This is a genomic window from Rhizobium sp. 42MFCr.1 (assembly GCF_000377185.1).
GTDB classification, from domain to species: Bacteria; Pseudomonadota; Alphaproteobacteria; order Rhizobiales; family Rhizobiaceae; genus Rhizobium; species Rhizobium altiplani.
The window spans coordinates 57508-72002 of sequence record NZ_KB897845.1; the positions used below are offsets into that span (position 1 = coordinate 57508).

The 14495-nt window shown below is 62.0% G+C and carries 19 protein-coding genes; 14 read left to right on the forward strand and 5 right to left on the reverse strand.

What is annotated here, in order from left to right; genetic code table 11:
* Positions 1 to 60: 60 nt before the first annotated feature.
* Both C934_RS0122730 and C934_RS0122735 read left to right on the forward strand, forming a co-directional pair.
* Positions 61 to 825, forward strand: coding sequence for a sulfite exporter TauE/SafE family protein (locus tag C934_RS0122730; RefSeq protein WP_018858892.1), 765 nt, complete (start codon positions 61 to 63; stop codon positions 823 to 825).
* Positions 826 to 894: 69 nt separating this feature from the next.
* A complete protein-coding gene (locus tag C934_RS0122735; protein ID WP_018858893.1) occupies positions 895 to 1155 on the forward strand; it encodes an ArsR/SmtB family transcription factor in 261 nt (86 codons plus the stop codon).
* A gap of 154 nt (positions 1156 to 1309) precedes the next feature.
* On the opposite strand, the gene C934_RS33965 is transcribed toward C934_RS0122735, so the two are convergent.
* Complete coding sequence (locus tag C934_RS33965; protein WP_018858894.1) at positions 1310 to 1483, reverse strand: YdcH family protein; 174 nt, start codon at positions 1481 to 1483, stop codon at positions 1310 to 1312.
* Between the two features lie 230 nt (positions 1484 to 1713).
* On the opposite strand from C934_RS33965, the gene C934_RS0122745 reads away from it, so the two are divergent.
* The 8 genes from C934_RS0122745 to C934_RS0122780 all read left to right on the forward strand — a co-directional run bounded on the left by C934_RS0122745 (position 1714) and on the right by C934_RS0122780 (position 8594).
* Positions 1714 to 1917 (forward strand): YdcH family protein, encoded by a 204-nt coding sequence (locus C934_RS0122745; protein WP_025660870.1) that lies wholly within the window; start codon positions 1714 to 1716, stop codon positions 1915 to 1917.
* Positions 1918 to 1933: 16 nt separating this feature from the next.
* Positions 1934 to 2428, forward strand: a complete 495-nt coding sequence (purE, locus tag C934_RS0122750) for a 5-(carboxyamino)imidazole ribonucleotide mutase (protein WP_018858896.1) — start codon at positions 1934 to 1936, stop codon at positions 2426 to 2428.
* Positions 2425 to 3501: a 5-(carboxyamino)imidazole ribonucleotide synthase gene (locus C934_RS0122755; RefSeq protein WP_018858897.1), complete on the forward strand. Its 1077-nt coding sequence runs from the start codon at positions 2425 to 2427 to the stop codon at positions 3499 to 3501. The genes purE and C934_RS0122755 overlap by 4 nt, the downstream gene beginning before the upstream one ends.
* Before the next feature lie 164 nt (positions 3502 to 3665).
* A complete protein-coding gene (ykgO, locus tag C934_RS0122760) occupies positions 3666 to 3791 on the forward strand; it encodes a type B 50S ribosomal protein L36 (RefSeq protein ID WP_003582204.1) in 126 nt (41 codons plus the stop codon).
* A 103-nt stretch (positions 3792 to 3894) separates the two neighbouring features.
* Positions 3895 to 4503: a hypothetical protein gene (locus C934_RS0122765; RefSeq protein ID WP_018858898.1), complete on the forward strand. Its 609-nt coding sequence runs from the start codon at positions 3895 to 3897 to the stop codon at positions 4501 to 4503.
* A gap of 63 nt (positions 4504 to 4566) precedes the next feature.
* Positions 4567 to 5640 (forward strand): alpha/beta fold hydrolase, encoded by a 1074-nt coding sequence (locus C934_RS0122770; RefSeq protein WP_018858899.1) that lies wholly within the window; start codon positions 4567 to 4569, stop codon positions 5638 to 5640.
* 97 nt (positions 5641 to 5737) lie between these two features.
* Positions 5738 to 7477: a gamma-glutamyltransferase gene (gene ggt, locus C934_RS0122775; protein WP_018858900.1), complete on the forward strand. Its 1740-nt coding sequence runs from the start codon at positions 5738 to 5740 to the stop codon at positions 7475 to 7477.
* A 142-nt stretch (positions 7478 to 7619) separates the two neighbouring features.
* Positions 7620 to 8594, forward strand: a complete 975-nt coding sequence (locus tag C934_RS0122780) for a threonine ammonia-lyase (RefSeq protein WP_018858901.1) — start codon at positions 7620 to 7622, stop codon at positions 8592 to 8594.
* 34 nt (positions 8595 to 8628) lie between these two features.
* Here the strand turns inward: C934_RS0122780 and C934_RS0122785 are convergent, their stop codons facing one another.
* Positions 8629 to 9426 (reverse strand): SDR family NAD(P)-dependent oxidoreductase, encoded by a 798-nt coding sequence (locus C934_RS0122785; RefSeq protein ID WP_018858902.1) that lies wholly within the window; start codon positions 9424 to 9426, stop codon positions 8629 to 8631.
* A 119-nt stretch (positions 9427 to 9545) separates the two neighbouring features.
* Here C934_RS0122785 and C934_RS0122790 point away from each other — a divergent pair, with 119 nt between their 5' ends.
* Positions 9546 to 10490 (forward strand): GlxA family transcriptional regulator, encoded by a 945-nt coding sequence (locus C934_RS0122790; protein ID WP_018858903.1) that lies wholly within the window; start codon positions 9546 to 9548, stop codon positions 10488 to 10490.
* Here C934_RS0122790 and C934_RS0122795 read toward each other — a convergent pair.
* Positions 10481 to 11410, reverse strand: a complete 930-nt coding sequence (locus C934_RS0122795) for a LysR substrate-binding domain-containing protein (protein ID WP_018858904.1) — start codon at positions 11408 to 11410, stop codon at positions 10481 to 10483. The two genes, C934_RS0122790 and C934_RS0122795, sit on opposite strands and share 10 nt — an antisense overlap.
* A 108-nt stretch (positions 11411 to 11518) precedes the next feature.
* On the opposite strand from C934_RS0122795, the gene C934_RS0122800 reads away from it, so the two are divergent.
* Genes C934_RS0122800 through C934_RS0122810 form a run of 3 tightly spaced genes read left to right on the forward strand, consistent with a single transcriptional unit; the run spans position 11519 to position 12884 of the window.
* On the forward strand, positions 11519 to 11938 hold the full coding sequence (locus C934_RS0122800; RefSeq protein ID WP_018858905.1) for a tautomerase family protein: 420 nt from the start codon (positions 11519 to 11521) through the stop codon (positions 11936 to 11938).
* The gene (locus C934_RS0122805; protein ID WP_018858906.1) at positions 11935 to 12336 is read left to right on the forward strand and encodes a cupin domain-containing protein; all 402 of its coding nucleotides are present in this window, start codon (positions 11935 to 11937) and stop codon (positions 12334 to 12336) included. The genes C934_RS0122800 and C934_RS0122805 overlap by 4 nt, the downstream gene beginning before the upstream one ends.
* Complete coding sequence (locus C934_RS0122810) at positions 12333 to 12884, forward strand: DUF4865 family protein (protein WP_018858907.1); 552 nt, start codon at positions 12333 to 12335, stop codon at positions 12882 to 12884. Before C934_RS0122805 ends, C934_RS0122810 begins: the two co-directional genes overlap by 4 nt.
* A gap of 1 nt (position 12885) precedes the next feature.
* Here the strand turns inward: C934_RS0122810 and C934_RS0122815 are convergent, their stop codons facing one another.
* Together C934_RS0122815 and C934_RS0122820 are read right to left on the reverse strand one after the other, a co-directional pair.
* Entirely contained in the window at positions 12886 to 13521 is a 636-nt protein-coding gene (locus tag C934_RS0122815) for a LysE family translocator (RefSeq protein WP_018858908.1), read from the reverse strand.
* A gap of 161 nt (positions 13522 to 13682) precedes the next feature.
* Positions 13683 to 14495 (reverse strand): reverse transcriptase domain-containing protein (locus C934_RS0122820; protein ID WP_018858909.1); only part of this gene is annotated, 813 nt, incomplete at its 5' end.

The window sequence follows — 14495 nt, forward strand, 5'->3', positions numbered from 1 at the left end:
CACTCGTCTCGTGTGAGTAGTTCCGTTAGACGGGACTGGCAAGTGGAGGATTTCAAAAGCATGCCGATGGACTTGTCATTTTACTACGCCGCCGTTCCTGCTGTCATCCTCGTCGGATTGGCGAAAGGCGGCATGGGTGATGCCTTGTCGCTGATCGGATTGCCGTTTCTCGCTCTCGTCGTCTCGCCCGTTCAGGCCGCCGCGATCCTGCTCCCGATCCTCGTTTTCATGGACATGATCTCGCTCGTGATCTGGCGCGGACACGGCGACTGGACAACGCTGAAGATCATGCTGCCGGGCGCATTGTTCGGCATCGGGCTCGGCTGGGCGACTTCGGCGCTCGTTCCAGGCAGTGCGCTTCGCGTCGTCATCGGCGCGGTCACCATCCTCTTTTGCCTTCGTTACTTCTGGAACAACTTCGGCCCGGCAGCCGGAAAGCATACGCCGCCTCGAGCCCAACGGCCGCTGCTTGCGACGACGTGGGGGAGCCTGTCCGGCTATGGCAGCTTCGTCGCTCATGCCGGCGGAGCACCGTTCCAGATCTATGCCTTGCCGCTGCAGATGCAGCCACGGGAGTATACGGGAACCAGCGTCCGCTTCTTCGCAATTCTCAACGCCGTCAAGCTCATACCCTACTTCGCGCTCGGCCAGCTCGACACGCAGAACCTCTCCACATCGGCCACGCTGCTGCCGTTCGCGCCGCTTGCGACGATTGCCGGCGCCTGGTGCGTGCGCCGGATGAAGCCCGCGATCTTCTACCCTTTCATGTACGCCATGGCGCTCATTGCCGCCGTCCTGATCGCGAAGGAAGGCTTGGGATTCTGACAATTTTGGGTTTCGTTGCGTCGCACAATTTCCTTGCCCGATTGCGCCGTTTGACGTAGCGTTTTCGCTATGTCGAACGTGGATCCCTTCACCGCGATAGCCGACCCTCACCGGCGCTTCCTGCTGGAGGAGTTGCGACGCGCGCCGAAGACCGTGAGCGAACTTGCCGAGGGGTTGCCGATCAGCCGCCCCGCCGTCTCCCAGCACCTCAAGGCGCTGCTGGACTGCAATCTGGTTTCGGTGACCGCAGAAGGCACCCGACGCATTTATGCGGTCAACAATCGCGGCTTCGACAGGCTCAATCTCTGGCTCGATCAGTTCTGGGCCTAGCCCGACCGCTCAAACGAAGGACGCCGGCTCGCGACTTTCCGTCGGAGCCGGCGCCATAACCGCCTGTCGAGCACGAACTGGTCTAAGCTTTTGGTGAAATTGGAGTTTTTCCCTCCTCGCCTAGGGCCGCGTTCGTTGATTTATTGCATCCTACTCAATGGAAGGATGATTTAAGGCGCTCAATCTCGTCCTTGATCCGCAATTTTCTGCGTTTGCACTCAGCTACTTCATTATCGTTTCGGGAGGGGGATGTCATAAGCGAATGCAACTCCTCCTCGAGAGCAACATGCTTTTTCTGGAGTGACTCAAGATGAGCTTGAACAGTCATTTGACCCTTCCTTCCTCTTACCTCTCCCCGGCCAACACCGCCGGAGATCCAAGGCGTCAACCCTTCGACTGTGACATATTTTTGAAGCCTTGTCGAAGGTGAAAGCAAGGAGAACACGTGGCAAAATCATGACGAACAGCCGCTAGCCGTTACCTCCAATTGGTGATAGGAGCTTGCGGAAATTATCGGCAGAACGGACGATGTCCGAAGACGGTTATGGGGAATGCAAAATGGCCGATCAGGAACAGGCGGAAATCAGGCTCATGGTCGCAAGACTGCGCCAGGAGCACGAGGATTACGACGCCGCCATCAACGCCATGATTGCCACTGGATGCGACGCATTGCGCATCCAGCGCATGAAGAAGAAGAAATTGGTCATCAAGGACAAGCTGTCCAAGCTGGAAGACCAGATCATCCCTGACATCATCGCCTGAAGGGAACGCCGTGACGATGACAGACAGACCATCCGTTGCCATCATCATGGGAAGCCAGTCCGATTGGGAGACCATGAAGAACGCCGCCGACACGCTGGAGGCGCTCGAAATTCCCTATGATGCGCGCATAATATCGGCCCACCGCACACCGGATCGCCTGGTGAACTTCGCAAAGTCCGCCCGCGATGAAGGCTTCAAGGTGATCATTGCTGGCGCCGGCGGCGCGGCCCACCTTCCCGGCATGGCCGCAGCCATGACGCCGCTGCCAGTTTTCGGCGTCCCGGTCCAATCCAAGGCACTGTCAGGTCAGGACAGTCTTCTTTCCATCGTCCAGATGCCGGGCGGCATCCCGGTCGGCACGCTTGCCATCGGCAAGGCGGGTGCGATCAACGCTGCTCTTCTGGCAGCAGCCGTACTGGCATTGTCGGACGAAGAGATTGCCGACCGGCTCGACGAATGGCGCGAGCGCCAGAGCGCCGCGGTAGCCGAATATCCGATGGACGACCTATGACAGTAAGAACGATCGGCATCATTGGCGGCGGCCAGCTCGGCCGCATGCTTGCCATGGCCGCTGCACGACTGAACTTCCGCACCGTCGTCCTGGAACCGCAGGCCGACTGTCCAGCAGCGCAGGTCGCCAACGGACAGATCGTCGCCGCCTACGACGATCCTGCAGCGCTGGCCGAACTTGCGAAGGCTTGCGACGTCGTTACCTATGAGTTCGAGAATGTCCCGGTAACCGCCGCCGAAACCCTTGCAAGCAAGGTCCCGGTCTATCCACCGCCGAAGGCTCTCGAGGCCGCACAGGATCGGCTGGTCGAAAAGCGCTTCATCAATGGATGCGGCATCCCGACGGCGGGCTTCCACGCGGTCGACAGCCAAGCCGATCTCGAAGCGGCCCTGAAGGACTTCGGCGGACGCGGCGTTCTCAAGACCCGCCGCCTCGGCTATGACGGCAAGGGACAGAGAGTATTCCGCTCCGCAGCCGATGCGCCGGATGGCGCCTTTGCAGCACTCGGCAACGTGCCGCTCATTCTCGAGAGCTTCGTTGCCTTCGAGCGCGAGATCTCGATCATCGCGGCGCGCGCGGCCGACGGCACCGTCGCCTGCTACGACCCAGCCGAAAACATTCACCGCAATGGCATCCTGCACACGTCGACCATACCCGCGTCCATCGCTGCGGAAACGGCAGCCGCCGCCAGCGAAGCCGCCGAGAAGATCCTGGCGGCGCTCGGCTATGTCGGTGTCATCGGCATCGAATTCTTCGTGCTCGCGGACGGCAGCCTGATCGCCAATGAAATGGCGCCCCGTGTCCACAACTCCGGTCACTGGACGGAAGCCGCTTGCGTTGTCTCGCAATTCGAGCAGCATATCCGTGCCGTCGCCGGCATGCCGCTCGGCAATGCCGACCGCCACTCGGACTGCGTCATGCAGAACCTGATCGGTGACGATATTCTGGCCCTGCCCGACTGGCTGCAGCGACCCGACACGCTGGTCCACCTCTACGGCAAGACGGAATCCCGCCCCGGCCGCAAGATGGGCCACGTCACCACGTTGACCGCAAAATTGCCGGTTTTTCCCTGACAAAAGCCGCTTCGGCCCCGGGAAAAACACCGTCATGTGGTTGACACAGCGGAACCGTCGGGTTATCTGCACGCCCAACCTGAAGAGCGCGCCCTGAGCGCGCTTTTGAATGTAATAGATACGGGCGAATGTGAATTCCCCCTCAAACATCGCGGATCAAAACAATGAAGATCAAGAATTCGCTCAAGTCGCTCAAGGCTCGTCATCGTGACAACCGCCTGGTTCGCCGCAAGGGCCGCATCTACATCATCAACAAGCTGAATCCGCGCTACAAGGCTCGTCAGGGCTGATATAGCGCGCCTGTACGGCTTCGTGGCATTCTGCGCCCGCCGTCCGGGGATTGCTTCTGCAATCAAATCAAATTGCTTTGATCTTCAGCGATGGCGGGCTACTATGTCCGCCATGCGTTTTTTTGCTATGACCTGCGCGGCGTTGCCGCTGTCCCTTTTCGCTCCTGTTTTCCCTGCCGCAGCTGCGGACAAGGATGTCATCGTCGAGCAGCCGGACGCAAACCTCTCACCCAAGCAGCATGTGAATCAGCTCTTCGAACAGCTGAAGCGCGAGCGCGACCCTGACAAAGCAAGCGGTATCGCCGATGAAATCCGTACCGAGTGGAACGACTCGGGCAGCGCGACCGTTAATCTCCTGATGCAGTGGGCCGACAAGGCGATCCAGGAGAAGCGCACCGCCGCCGCCCTCGACTTCCTCGATCAGGCGATCGCCCTCAAGCCGGATTACGCAGAGAGCTGGAATCGCCGGGCGACGCTCAACTACGCCAATGACAACTATCGCAAGTCCATGTCCGACATCGAGCGCGTGCTTGACATCGAGCCCCGCCACTTCGGCGCGCTCTCCGGCATGGCCGCCATTCTAATGGAAACGGGCAACGACGCGCTGGCCCTGAAAGCCTGGGAACGTTTCCTGGCGATCTATCCTGCCAATCGAAGCGCCCAGGAGCAGATGAATACACTCTCCGAAAAGCTGGCCGGCAGCCGCACCTGATCTTGACGGCGGCGCGCGCAGCCCAATCTTAGCCTCGGTTACGTGATTTCAGCAGATATTGCCATGCTTGCCGAAGCTTCCGCTTTCATTGCCTCTGTTGCCGCCGCTGTTGGCTACTCCGTCTACATGGAACGGCAGTTCGAGGCCAATTATCCCAATATTGGCGAACTTACCGATATCGGCGGTTACCAGCTGAATGCCGTCCATGTTCCACGTCCCGAAACCGCCGATCTACCGCCGCTGGTCTTTATCCACGGAGCAGGCGGCAATCTGCTCGATCAAGTCGGCGCCTTCCTGGGATCGCTAGAGGGCCGTGCCGAGATGCTGTTCGTCGACCGGCCGGGTCATGGCTACTCGGAACGCGGCCGCCCCGAGAATGCCCTGCCGTCCGGACAGGCGGACGCGATCGCAACGCTGATGGAGAAGCGGGGAATCAAACGGGCTATCATCGTTGGCCACTCCTTCGGCGGCGCCATCGCGGCCGCCTTCGGCGTGCGCCATCCCGACAAGACGGAAGGCCTGCTCTTTCTCGCCCCCGCGACTCATCCCTGGCCGGGCGGCATCGATTGGTATTATCACCTAGCTGCAATGCCCATGCTCGGCTGGCTCTTTACCCACGCCATTGTCGTGCCGCTAGGTTTGCGACGGCTGGAGCAGGCGACGATTAACGTCTTCCGTCCCAATCCGCGCCCGGAAGACTATATCGCGAAGACAGGCCCCACCTTGGCGCTGCGTCCGCGCGCCTTTTACAACAACGCCATCGACTGCACCCGCCTGCTGGCTTACCTCAAGGCGCATTCTCCGCAATATTCCAGGATCACCGCACCTGCTGTCATCATCACCGGTGACAGCGATGCCATCGTCTGGGAACATATTCATTCGCAGGGGCTGGCCCGTGATATCGCCGGATCCGAACTAGTGAAGATACAGGGCCTCGGCCACAAGCCGGACTATATGGTCACCGACGTCGCCATTGCCGCCATGGAGAAGATCGGCGGCGCCGCTCGCGACCTCCAGGCCGCCGCCCGCCAGGCCGAGCACCGCTTGGTGCACCAAAAGCCCGCGCGGCCGCCAGACATTGCCGCGCCCTTCGGCGATCCAGCCAGCCTGTCCGGGCCCGTCGCAACCGAAAACTAACCTTTCAGTAACGGAACACACCACTGCTGAGCGCAGTGCATTGCCGAGCGCTCGTTGCGTCCCATATCCATCGCACCGTCATGCTTTGAGGGAAGTCATGGATCAGCCCAACATCAGAATATTCGCGGTTGCCGCCGCACTGTCGCTCTCACTTGCACCGTCGGCGTTCGCCGCCTCGCCCGCGCCCGTTGAAGCCGAACATGGCATGGTGGTGACCGCACAGCATCTGGCGACCGATGTCGGCGTCGGTGTCCTGAAGAACGGCGGCAATGCCGTCGATGCCGCGGTTGCGGTTGGCTACGCCCTCGCGGTCGTCTATCCGACGGCCGGCAACATCGGCGGCGGCGGTTTCATGACGATCCGGCTGAAGGACGGGAAGACGACATTTCTCGATTTCCGCGAGCGCGCGCCGCTCGCAGCCACCAAGACGATGTATCTCGATGCGAAGGGCGATATCGTTCCCCGCGCCAGCCTCGACGGCTATCTCGCCGTCGGCGTGCCCGGATCCGTGATGGGCTTCGAGACGGCGCGAGAAAAATACGGCACGAAGTCGCGACAGGATCTGCTGGCGCCGGCCATTCGCTACGCCAAGGAAGGCTTCACGCTGGAACAAGGCGACGTGGCCAACATTTCCGGCAGCGCCAAGAGGCTTGCGAAGGATGAAGCCGCTGCAAAGATCTTCCTGAAAGCAGAAGGAAAGCCATACGCCGCAGGCGAAAAACTGGTGCAACCCGACCTCGCCGCCGTTCTTTCCAGCATCGCCGACAAAGGGCCCGACGCTTTCTATAAGGGCATGCCGGCCGACGCGATCACCAAGGCGAGCCAGGCGAAGGGCGGCATTCTCGCCAAGGAGGATTTCGAGCAGTACGCGGTGCGAGAACTGAAGCCCGTCGAATGCAGCTACCGCGGTTATGACATCATCTCCTCGCCTCCCCCCTCCTCCGGTGGCGTCATCATCTGCGAAATCCTCAACGTGCTCGAGGATTACCCGCTCTCCTTCCTCGGCTACGGTTCTGCTGAGACGGTTCACCTGATGGTAGAGGCGATGCGCCATGCCTATGTCGACCGCAACGCTGCCCTCGGCGATCCCGACTTCGTGGAGAACCCGATGTCGACATTGCTCGACAAGAGCTACGCCAAGGCGATCCGCGCCAAGATCGATCCCTATAAATCCGGCACGTCGGCCGACCTGAAGCCGCTCGGAGCCAAGGAAAGCGTCGAGACCACGCATTATTCCATCATCGACGATGAAGGAAATGCCGTCGCGGTCACCTATACGCTGAATGGTTCCTTCGGCGCTGGCGTTGTCGCGCCCGGCACCGGCATCCTGCTCAACAACGAGATGGACGACTTCACCTCGAAGCCTGGCGTTCCGAACCTCTACGGTCTCGTTCAGGGCGAGGCCAATGCGATTGCGCCGAAGAAGACGCCGCTCTCCTCGATGAGCCCGACGATCGTGACCAAGGACGGCAAGCCCTTCATGGTCATCGGCAGCCCCGGCGGATCGCGCATCATCACCATCACCCTCGAGGCGATCCTCAACGTCATCGATTTCGGCATGGACATCAGCCAGGCGGTCAACGCCCCACGCATTCACCACCAATGGCAGCCGGACAAGATCTATCTCGAGCCCTACACGCTCTCGCCTGATACGATCCGGGCGCTGATCGCCATGGGCCATACACTGGACGACGGCAGCGGCCCGCCGCAATGGGGGCAGGCCGCCGGCATCCTTGTCGGCGGAAAGAGCCTCGCCGATATCGAGAAGGGTGGCGGCGCACGCTACAACGGCGCGATGGACAGCCGCGCCTCCGAGGGCTCCGCCGGCGGATACTGATTGTCGGATGCGAGCGCGGAGGTAGTCGCCGTTGATGCTGGCGCGTAGTATGGCGCTTTTCGTGTCACGGTGACAAAGTCGTCGTTCACAAGCATCACGTGTAGCCTTATGCAGGGGCGTACCGTCATTCGAAAGAGTCTCTATGACCAGCATTGAAATGATCGTTGCCGCCCGCGCCCGTCTGCGCGGACATGCGCGCCGCACACCCCTTCTCTCCTCTCCCTTCATCGACGAGCTTGCCGGACGGCGGGTGTTCGTGAAGGCCGAGTGCCTCCAACATACCGGCTCCTTCAAATTCCGCGGAGGCTGGTCCGCCGTTTCCGCACTCGATTCGGCCGTACGCGCGCACGGTGTCATCGCTTTCTCGTCAGGCAATCACTCGCAGGGTGTGGCGCTCGCCGCCAAGCTTCATGGCGTGCCTTCGGTGATCATCATGCCGTCGGACGCCCCGAAACTGAAGATTGCCAACACCCGCGCCCTCGGCGCCGAAGTCGTGCTCTACGACCGCGCCACACAGGATCGCGACGCCATCGGCGCCAAGCTTTCGGGCGAACGCAAGCTGACCCTGATCAAGCCGTTCGACGAGCCCCAGGTGATCGCCGGCCAGGGCACGACGGGTCTCGAGATCGCCGAACAGGCGGAAGAGGAAGGCATCAAGGCTGCCGAGGTGCTGGTGCCCTGCGGCGGCGGCGGCCTGACGTCGGGGATCGCGCTTGCGCTCGAGGCTAGCGCGCCTGCGTTCCGCGTGCGTCCCTGCGAGCCTGAAGGCTTCGACGATACGACACGGTCGCTGGCCTCAGGCAAGATCGAGCGCAACGCGGCGATGACCGGCTCCATCTGCGATGCGATCATTACCCCACAGCCCGGCAATATCACCTTCCCGATCCTGCAGCGCCTTGCGGGCCCCGGTATCGTCGTGACAGACGAGGAGGCGCTTCGCGCCATGGTGATAGCCTTTGTGCGACTGAAGATTGTCGTCGAACCGGGCGGCGCGGTCGCCCTTGCCGCAGCGCTGTTCCACGGCGATGAGATGGAGGAAGACAACGTCGTCGTCGTCACCTCGGGAGGCAACGTCGACGCCGATATCTTCGCCGGCGCACTGGCCCGGCACGGGTAGAGGCAGAACAAGCCTGCCCACCCCGTCTCTTACGCTACGCAGCCTTGTAGCGCGCCGCGGGTGCCGACCGTGACAGGTTCGGCATCAGCGCCTGGCGTGCATCCTCGTAGGCCTTCAGCAATCCGGCATCCTCGAGGGCCGGGATCGTCGCGAATTCACCTTGGTCAAAGCCGGAAAGAGACGCATCCACCATGTCTTCCGCCTGCATGACGATCTCGGTCGGCAGGTGTTCGACCGGCGTACCGGCAATGCCCCAGAATTCGGTCGCCGTCGCCCCCGGCAGCACCGCCTGAACGCGGATATTCTTATCCGCCAGCTCGTGCTTCAGCGATTGGCTGAAAGCAAGAACGAACGCTTTGCTTGCCCCATAGACCCCATTCAGAACTTCAGGCGCGATCGCCACGATCGACGCAATGTTGATGATCGAGCCGCCGCCGCGGGCCGTGAAACCGGGCACGGCTGCGTAGGTCAGCCGCATCAGCGCTATAACGTTGAGATCGACCATCGCCTGCATCTTGTCGACATCGGAGGCCAGCAGCGGCGCGGTGCCGCCGACGCCGGCATTGTTGACCAGAAGGGTGATGCTGCGGTCGTTCTTCAACACCGCCTCGACACGCGCCAGATCAGCCTTGTTGCCGAGATCGGCAGGCACCGTTTCAACCGTCCTGCCCGTCTCCAGGGTCAACTTGGTCGCAAGCTCGGAAAGGCGCTCGGCATTGCGCGCGACTAGAATGAGATCGTAGCCCCGCTTTGCGAGCCGGTGGGCGTAGATGGCGCCGATCCCCGATGATGCGCCCGTAACGAGTGCGGTTCCTTTGTGCTGCTCGGTCATTGTCGTTCTCCGTGTTGGGCAACAGCGCCTGCTGTTGGCCTGAGGAGAGTCTTACGCCTGATTGCCAATGTCTTGAATGTCATATAAACAACCTTTTAGGACAAACGGAGTTTCGAACCATGCAGCGCATTGCCGTCCTGCTCTTTCCCGGCTTTCAGATGATGAGCCTCGCCGCCATCTCCGCCTTCGAGTTCACCAACCTCGAACTCGGCGAACAGGTCTACGACATCGCCTATCTCTCCGAGACCGGTGGGCCGGTGCGCGGCTCCTTCGGTGTCACGATGGAGACGACGCGGTTCGACGACCCCACTTTCGATACGCTGCTGGTGTCGGGCGCCGTCGGCATCAAGCTGCCGACCACACGAGAAGGCGAATTCATCCGCAACGCGCTTGCCGCCTCCCGCCGCGTCGCTTCGATCTGCACCGGTGCATTTCTGCTTGCCGACGCGGGTGTGCTGGACGGCCGGCGCGCCACGACGCATTGGCTGCTCGCTCGAGAGCTCCAATCGCGCTACCCCAAGGTCAGGCTCGAGGAGGATCGCATCTTCATCATCGACGGCTCTGTCTGGAGCTCGGCGGGCATGACAGCCGGGGTCGATCTGGCACTTGCCATGGTTGAGAAGGATCACGGCGCCGACATCGCCCGCGCCGTTGCCCGCAAGCTCGTCGTCTACCACCGCCGGGCCGGCGGCCAGTCGCAGTTTTCCGCGCTGTTGGAACTGGAACCCAAATCGGACAGGATCCAGAAGGCGCTGGCCCATGCGCGCAGCAACCTGAAGAACACGCTATCCGTCGAAGAACTGGCAGAAGCAGCGGCGCTCAGCCCCCGCCAGTTCAGTCGGACCTTCCGCGCCGAGACAGGGCAATCGCCCGCAAAAGCGGTGGAGAACCTGCGCCTCGAGGCGGCCCGGCTGATGATGGAACAGGGCCGGCATCCGATCGACGTCGTTGCCACGGAGACAGGCTTCGCGGATCGTGAGAGGATGCGACGCGCATTCCTGCGCGCTTTCGGCCAGCCACCGCAAGCGATCCGCCGCAACGCGCAGCGCGAATATCAGGCATAGGCTCTTGCCGCCGGGCGGACCGCCTGCGGCACGACATCAGCGACGGCCTCCCGCACCGATTGCAACATGATGGACGCAAGCCGCGCCGTCGCCGGCCCAGGCTCCGCCTCGGCGCGATGCAGGACGAGACCGAGCGAGGAAAGCTCCGGCAAGCCGGCTGCGTCTGCGACAAGCGGCTTGACCTTTCGCGGCAGCCCGATCGGTGTGCGGATGGTAATGCCGAGCCCAGCGGCCGTCGCCGCCCACAATCCGCCGAGGCTCGGACTGACGAAGGCAAGCCGCCACGGAATGCCCGCCGCGTCGAGCGCCTTGGTCGCCGCGGAGCGCAACAGGCACGGGGCTTCCAGCGAGGCGAGCGGCATCGGTTCGCCGCCGCCGAGGCTCCAGTCAACAGCTGCTTCCGCCGGCCCGATCCAACGCATCGGGACTTCGGCGATCTGCTCGCAATGCGGCGTCAGCGTGCCATCGCTCCACGCGAGTGCCAGATCGAGCTTTCCTGATGTGACGCGCTCGATCAGTTCGACATTGCGCACCACGCGCGCCTCGATGCGGACCTTCGGATGCGCGCGCGCAAAACGGCCGAGCACGTCGGGCAACAAGACCTCGCCGAAATCCTCCTGCAATCCGAGCCTCACCCAGCCTTCGAGCTCGATGCTCTTTACGGCTGCAGCCGCTTCGTCGTTGAGTTCCAGCAGCCGCCGCGCATAGGCCAGCATCGTCTCGCCGGCATCGGTGAGCGCAAGGCCGCGCCCCGCCTTGCGGAAGATCGGCGTGCCCGCCTGCTCCTCGAGCTTCTTCAACTGAGCGCTGACCGCCGAGGTCGAGCGGCCGAGCCGGTCAGCCGCTCGCGCGAAGTTGCCGAGCTCCATTCCGGTCGCAAAGGTTCTGAGAACATCGAGATCGAAGATCGTCCGTCGCATCACTTTCGTCCCGTTTTTGTGAATTGTAGGTTCAAACAATTCTGATTTTCAGCATTATGGTGGCGTGCGATGCTTCTCCTGTCAAGAATTCACTCAAAGGAACTCGCCATGCCTTTTGTTCGTATCTCTCTACTGCGCGGCAAGTCGCCGGAGTATTTGCGCGCTGTTGCGGACAGCATTCATCGCGCCATGGTCGAGACGTTCAACGTGCCGCCCGCCGATCGTTTCCAGATCATCCACCAGCATGAACCGGGCGAACTGATCTTCGACCGCAACTATCTCGCCGGACCGCGTTCCGACGACTTCGTGCTTTTCGCCATCACCGCCGGAAAGCCGCGCTCGACCGAGACCCGCCAGGCCTTTTTCAAGCGGGCCACCGAGCTTCTCGGACAATCGCCGGGAATCCGGCCGGAAGACATCATGATCGTCGTCACCACCACATCACCGGATGAATGGTCGTTCGGCGACGGAAAGGCGCAGATGAGCGAACCCGGCTGGGAAGCCCGCGCCTTCGGGAGTGCGGCATGATGGGCAACCCTGAACGTATGACGATCCAGCGTCCGGGCAATGCCGTCCGCTCGCCCGTCGATATTGCCACCGCACCCTTCTGGGTGGAGATGCTGCTGGAAGGAACAGCCGACGGCGAGAACACGGCGATGCGGGCGACGCTCCATCCGGGCACGATCACACGCTGGCACACGCATCCGCGCGGGCAGCTGCTCTATGTTCTATCAGGCAAGGGTCTGGCGCAACGCGAAGGTGGGGCAGTCGACGAATTGCTGGTCGGAGATGCTGTCTGGTTCGCCGCCGGCGAGACGCATTGGCACGGCGCCGGACACGACAGCCCGTTCAGCTATCTCAGTATTCAGGCAACCGAAGCCGGCCGCAACGTCGACTGGCTTGAGCCGGTGGAGATCCTCTCATGATGGCGATGCAGTACAGCTTCACCCTTCCGGCCGACTACGACATGTCGATCATCGACCGGCGCATCCGCGACAAGGGACCGATGCTGGACGGATTTCCCGGTCTCGGCTTCAAGGCCTACCTCAGTGCCCGCAGAGGCGAGTTCGGATCCCGCGAAAACCTCTATGCGCCCTTCTATCTCTGGCAGCAGCCGGAGCGCGCCAGCGACTTTCTTACCGGCACCGGCTTCGAGGGACTGATGCAGTCCTTCGGCTGGCCTCGCGTGAAGACCTGGATCGCATGGCACGCGGAAACCGCCTCCGCGATTGCAGAGGCAAAATTCGTTACCACAGAGATAGTCGCCATCGAGCCCTATTCCCCGCTCGCCGAGATCAGAGACGTGGAGGTCAGGCAGGCGCAACGAGAAGCAAGACAGCCCGACGTCCTGGCCTCGGTTTCGGCCTTCGAGCCGACCAACTGGACGCTGGTGCGCTTCAGCTTGCGCCGATCGGCGCCGCTCATTGCAGGTTCAGGCCAGATCTATCGTGTCGGACACGTATCACTGCCCTAAATCAGGCTGCCGCCCGACGATAGAGCGCAAGCGAACCGGCCAACGCCAACAGCGCGCAGCCGCAGGCGCGCTCAAGCCACAACGCGCCGTTCGTCGTGAGGAATCGGACGGCCTGCACGCCGAACACGGCATAGGCCAGCATGATGATGAAATCGAGGGAGGCGAACACCAGTGCCAGCACGCCATACTGCGTTGCCTGCAGGCCGGTCGGATCGATGAACTGCGGTAGGAAGGCCGAAAAGAAGAGATAGCCCTTCGGATTGGTGACTGCGACCATGAAGCTCTTCAACGCGATCGAAACCGGCGTCCCGCCCGCATCCGCCGCCCCCTGCCTCAACGCCGCATCGATCGTGCCTTTCGACCAGAGCATCATGATCCCGAGAAACGCCAGATAGGCTGCCCCAACGTACTTCAGGGCCGAGAACCAGAATTCGGAAGCCACGAGCAGTGCCCCGAGACCGACCGCAACGGCGCCGATCAGGACAAAATCCGAGAGCACCGCTCCAACCATGCCGGCAGCGGCACGCCTGACGCCGTAGCGGGAGCCGTTGGTCATTGCCAGGAGTACGGTCGGCCCCGGCGTGGCAATACCCACGAAGGAAACGCCTGCGAACGCAAGAAGTGTGACTGTTTGCATGGTGCCCTCCCGATCTCTGCAGGGGAAACTTGCATGTGCATCGGCCATACACAAGGGGCGTCGGGCTGACTGAAATCGGCATAGGGGGCGCTCGATGTGATCGCACCCCTGCCACACCACCCGGCATGCGGGTCCGCACCGGGCGGTTCGAGAGATTGAGGTTAGACGAGCCTGGGCATTCCAAGTTGGTCAGCCCATCTGATGGTGAGGGTGGCGTTAAGGAGCTTGCCGCTGTTGCGCCACCAGCGACCGGCATTTGCTGCCACTTGCTGGGCCACCCCAGGTTTCGCTCCCCTTGCCATCATTTCCCGAAAGATCGTCCTGCCGTGCTTCCATTGCTTGAGCTGGATTGCCCTCACACGATGGCGCATCCACTCGTCCAGCGCTTGCCAGACCCGAGGTGTTTGCGCCAGCCGGAAGTAGGCTTTCCATCCGCGCACGAAGAGGCGCAGCCGTTCTGCCACCGCTTTCAGGGATCGACCCGTCACGCGCGGTGTCAGTTCGCGAATGCGCTCCTTGAACGCCTTGATGGCCTTGTCGGCGACCCGTCTCTTGACCACCCGCCCTGGTGCTTTGAAGAAAGCATAGCCGAGGAATTTGCGGCCGAAGACACTGGCAACGGCGCTCTTGGTCTCGTTCACCTTGAGGCGAAGTCGGCCATAAAGCCGCCGCAGCAGAGCCATCACCCGTTCGCCCGCCCGCTGTGACCGCACGTAGACGTTACAGTCGTCGGCATAGCGGCAGAAGGCATGGCCCCGCTGTTCAAGTTCCTTGTCCACCTCATCCAACAATACATTGGCCAGAAGCGGCGACAGCGGCCCACCCTGCGGCGTGCCTCGGGTCCGCTTGAGGACCACACCCCCATCAACAATGTCGGCGTTCAGATAGGCCCGTACCAAGCGGATGACGCCGGGATCGGGGATTTTCTTGCGCAAACGGTCGATCAGGATGTCATGGTCAACCCGGTCGAAGAA

What these genes read in the sequence shown, in the direction of transcription:
- C934_RS0122730 (WP_018858892.1), top strand. Translation starts at nt 61, where the DNA reads ATGCCGATGGACTTGTCATTTTACTACGCCGCCGTTCCTGCTGTCATC.
- C934_RS0122735 (WP_018858893.1), top strand. Translation starts at nt 895, where the DNA reads ATGTCGAACGTGGATCCCTTCACCGCGATAGCCGACCCTCACCGGCGC.
- C934_RS33965 (WP_018858894.1), bottom strand. Translation starts at nt 1,483, where the DNA reads ATGACTGTTCAAGCTCATCTTGAGTCACTCCAGAAAAAGCATGTTGCT.
- C934_RS0122745 (WP_025660870.1), top strand. Translation starts at nt 1,714, where the DNA reads ATGGCCGATCAGGAACAGGCGGAAATCAGGCTCATGGTCGCAAGACTG.
- purE (WP_018858896.1), top strand. Translation starts at nt 1,934, where the DNA reads ATGACAGACAGACCATCCGTTGCCATCATCATGGGAAGCCAGTCCGAT.
- C934_RS0122755 (WP_018858897.1), top strand. Translation starts at nt 2,425, where the DNA reads ATGACAGTAAGAACGATCGGCATCATTGGCGGCGGCCAGCTCGGCCGC.
- ykgO (WP_003582204.1), top strand. Translation starts at nt 3,666, where the DNA reads ATGAAGATCAAGAATTCGCTCAAGTCGCTCAAGGCTCGTCATCGTGAC.
- C934_RS0122765 (WP_018858898.1), top strand. Translation starts at nt 3,895, where the DNA reads ATGTCCGCCATGCGTTTTTTTGCTATGACCTGCGCGGCGTTGCCGCTG.
- C934_RS0122770 (WP_018858899.1), top strand. Translation starts at nt 4,567, where the DNA reads ATGCTTGCCGAAGCTTCCGCTTTCATTGCCTCTGTTGCCGCCGCTGTT.
- ggt (WP_018858900.1), top strand. Translation starts at nt 5,738, where the DNA reads ATGGATCAGCCCAACATCAGAATATTCGCGGTTGCCGCCGCACTGTCG.
- C934_RS0122780 (WP_018858901.1), top strand. Translation starts at nt 7,620, where the DNA reads ATGACCAGCATTGAAATGATCGTTGCCGCCCGCGCCCGTCTGCGCGGA.
- C934_RS0122785 (WP_018858902.1), bottom strand. Translation starts at nt 9,426, where the DNA reads ATGACCGAGCAGCACAAAGGAACCGCACTCGTTACGGGCGCATCATCG.
- C934_RS0122790 (WP_018858903.1), top strand. Translation starts at nt 9,546, where the DNA reads ATGCAGCGCATTGCCGTCCTGCTCTTTCCCGGCTTTCAGATGATGAGC.
- C934_RS0122795 (WP_018858904.1), bottom strand. Translation starts at nt 11,410, where the DNA reads ATGCGACGGACGATCTTCGATCTCGATGTTCTCAGAACCTTTGCGACC.
- C934_RS0122800 (WP_018858905.1), top strand. Translation starts at nt 11,519, where the DNA reads ATGCCTTTTGTTCGTATCTCTCTACTGCGCGGCAAGTCGCCGGAGTAT.
- C934_RS0122805 (WP_018858906.1), top strand. Translation starts at nt 11,935, where the DNA reads ATGATGGGCAACCCTGAACGTATGACGATCCAGCGTCCGGGCAATGCC.
- C934_RS0122810 (WP_018858907.1), top strand. Translation starts at nt 12,333, where the DNA reads ATGATGGCGATGCAGTACAGCTTCACCCTTCCGGCCGACTACGACATG.
- C934_RS0122815 (WP_018858908.1), bottom strand. Translation starts at nt 13,521, where the DNA reads ATGCAAACAGTCACACTTCTTGCGTTCGCAGGCGTTTCCTTCGTGGGT.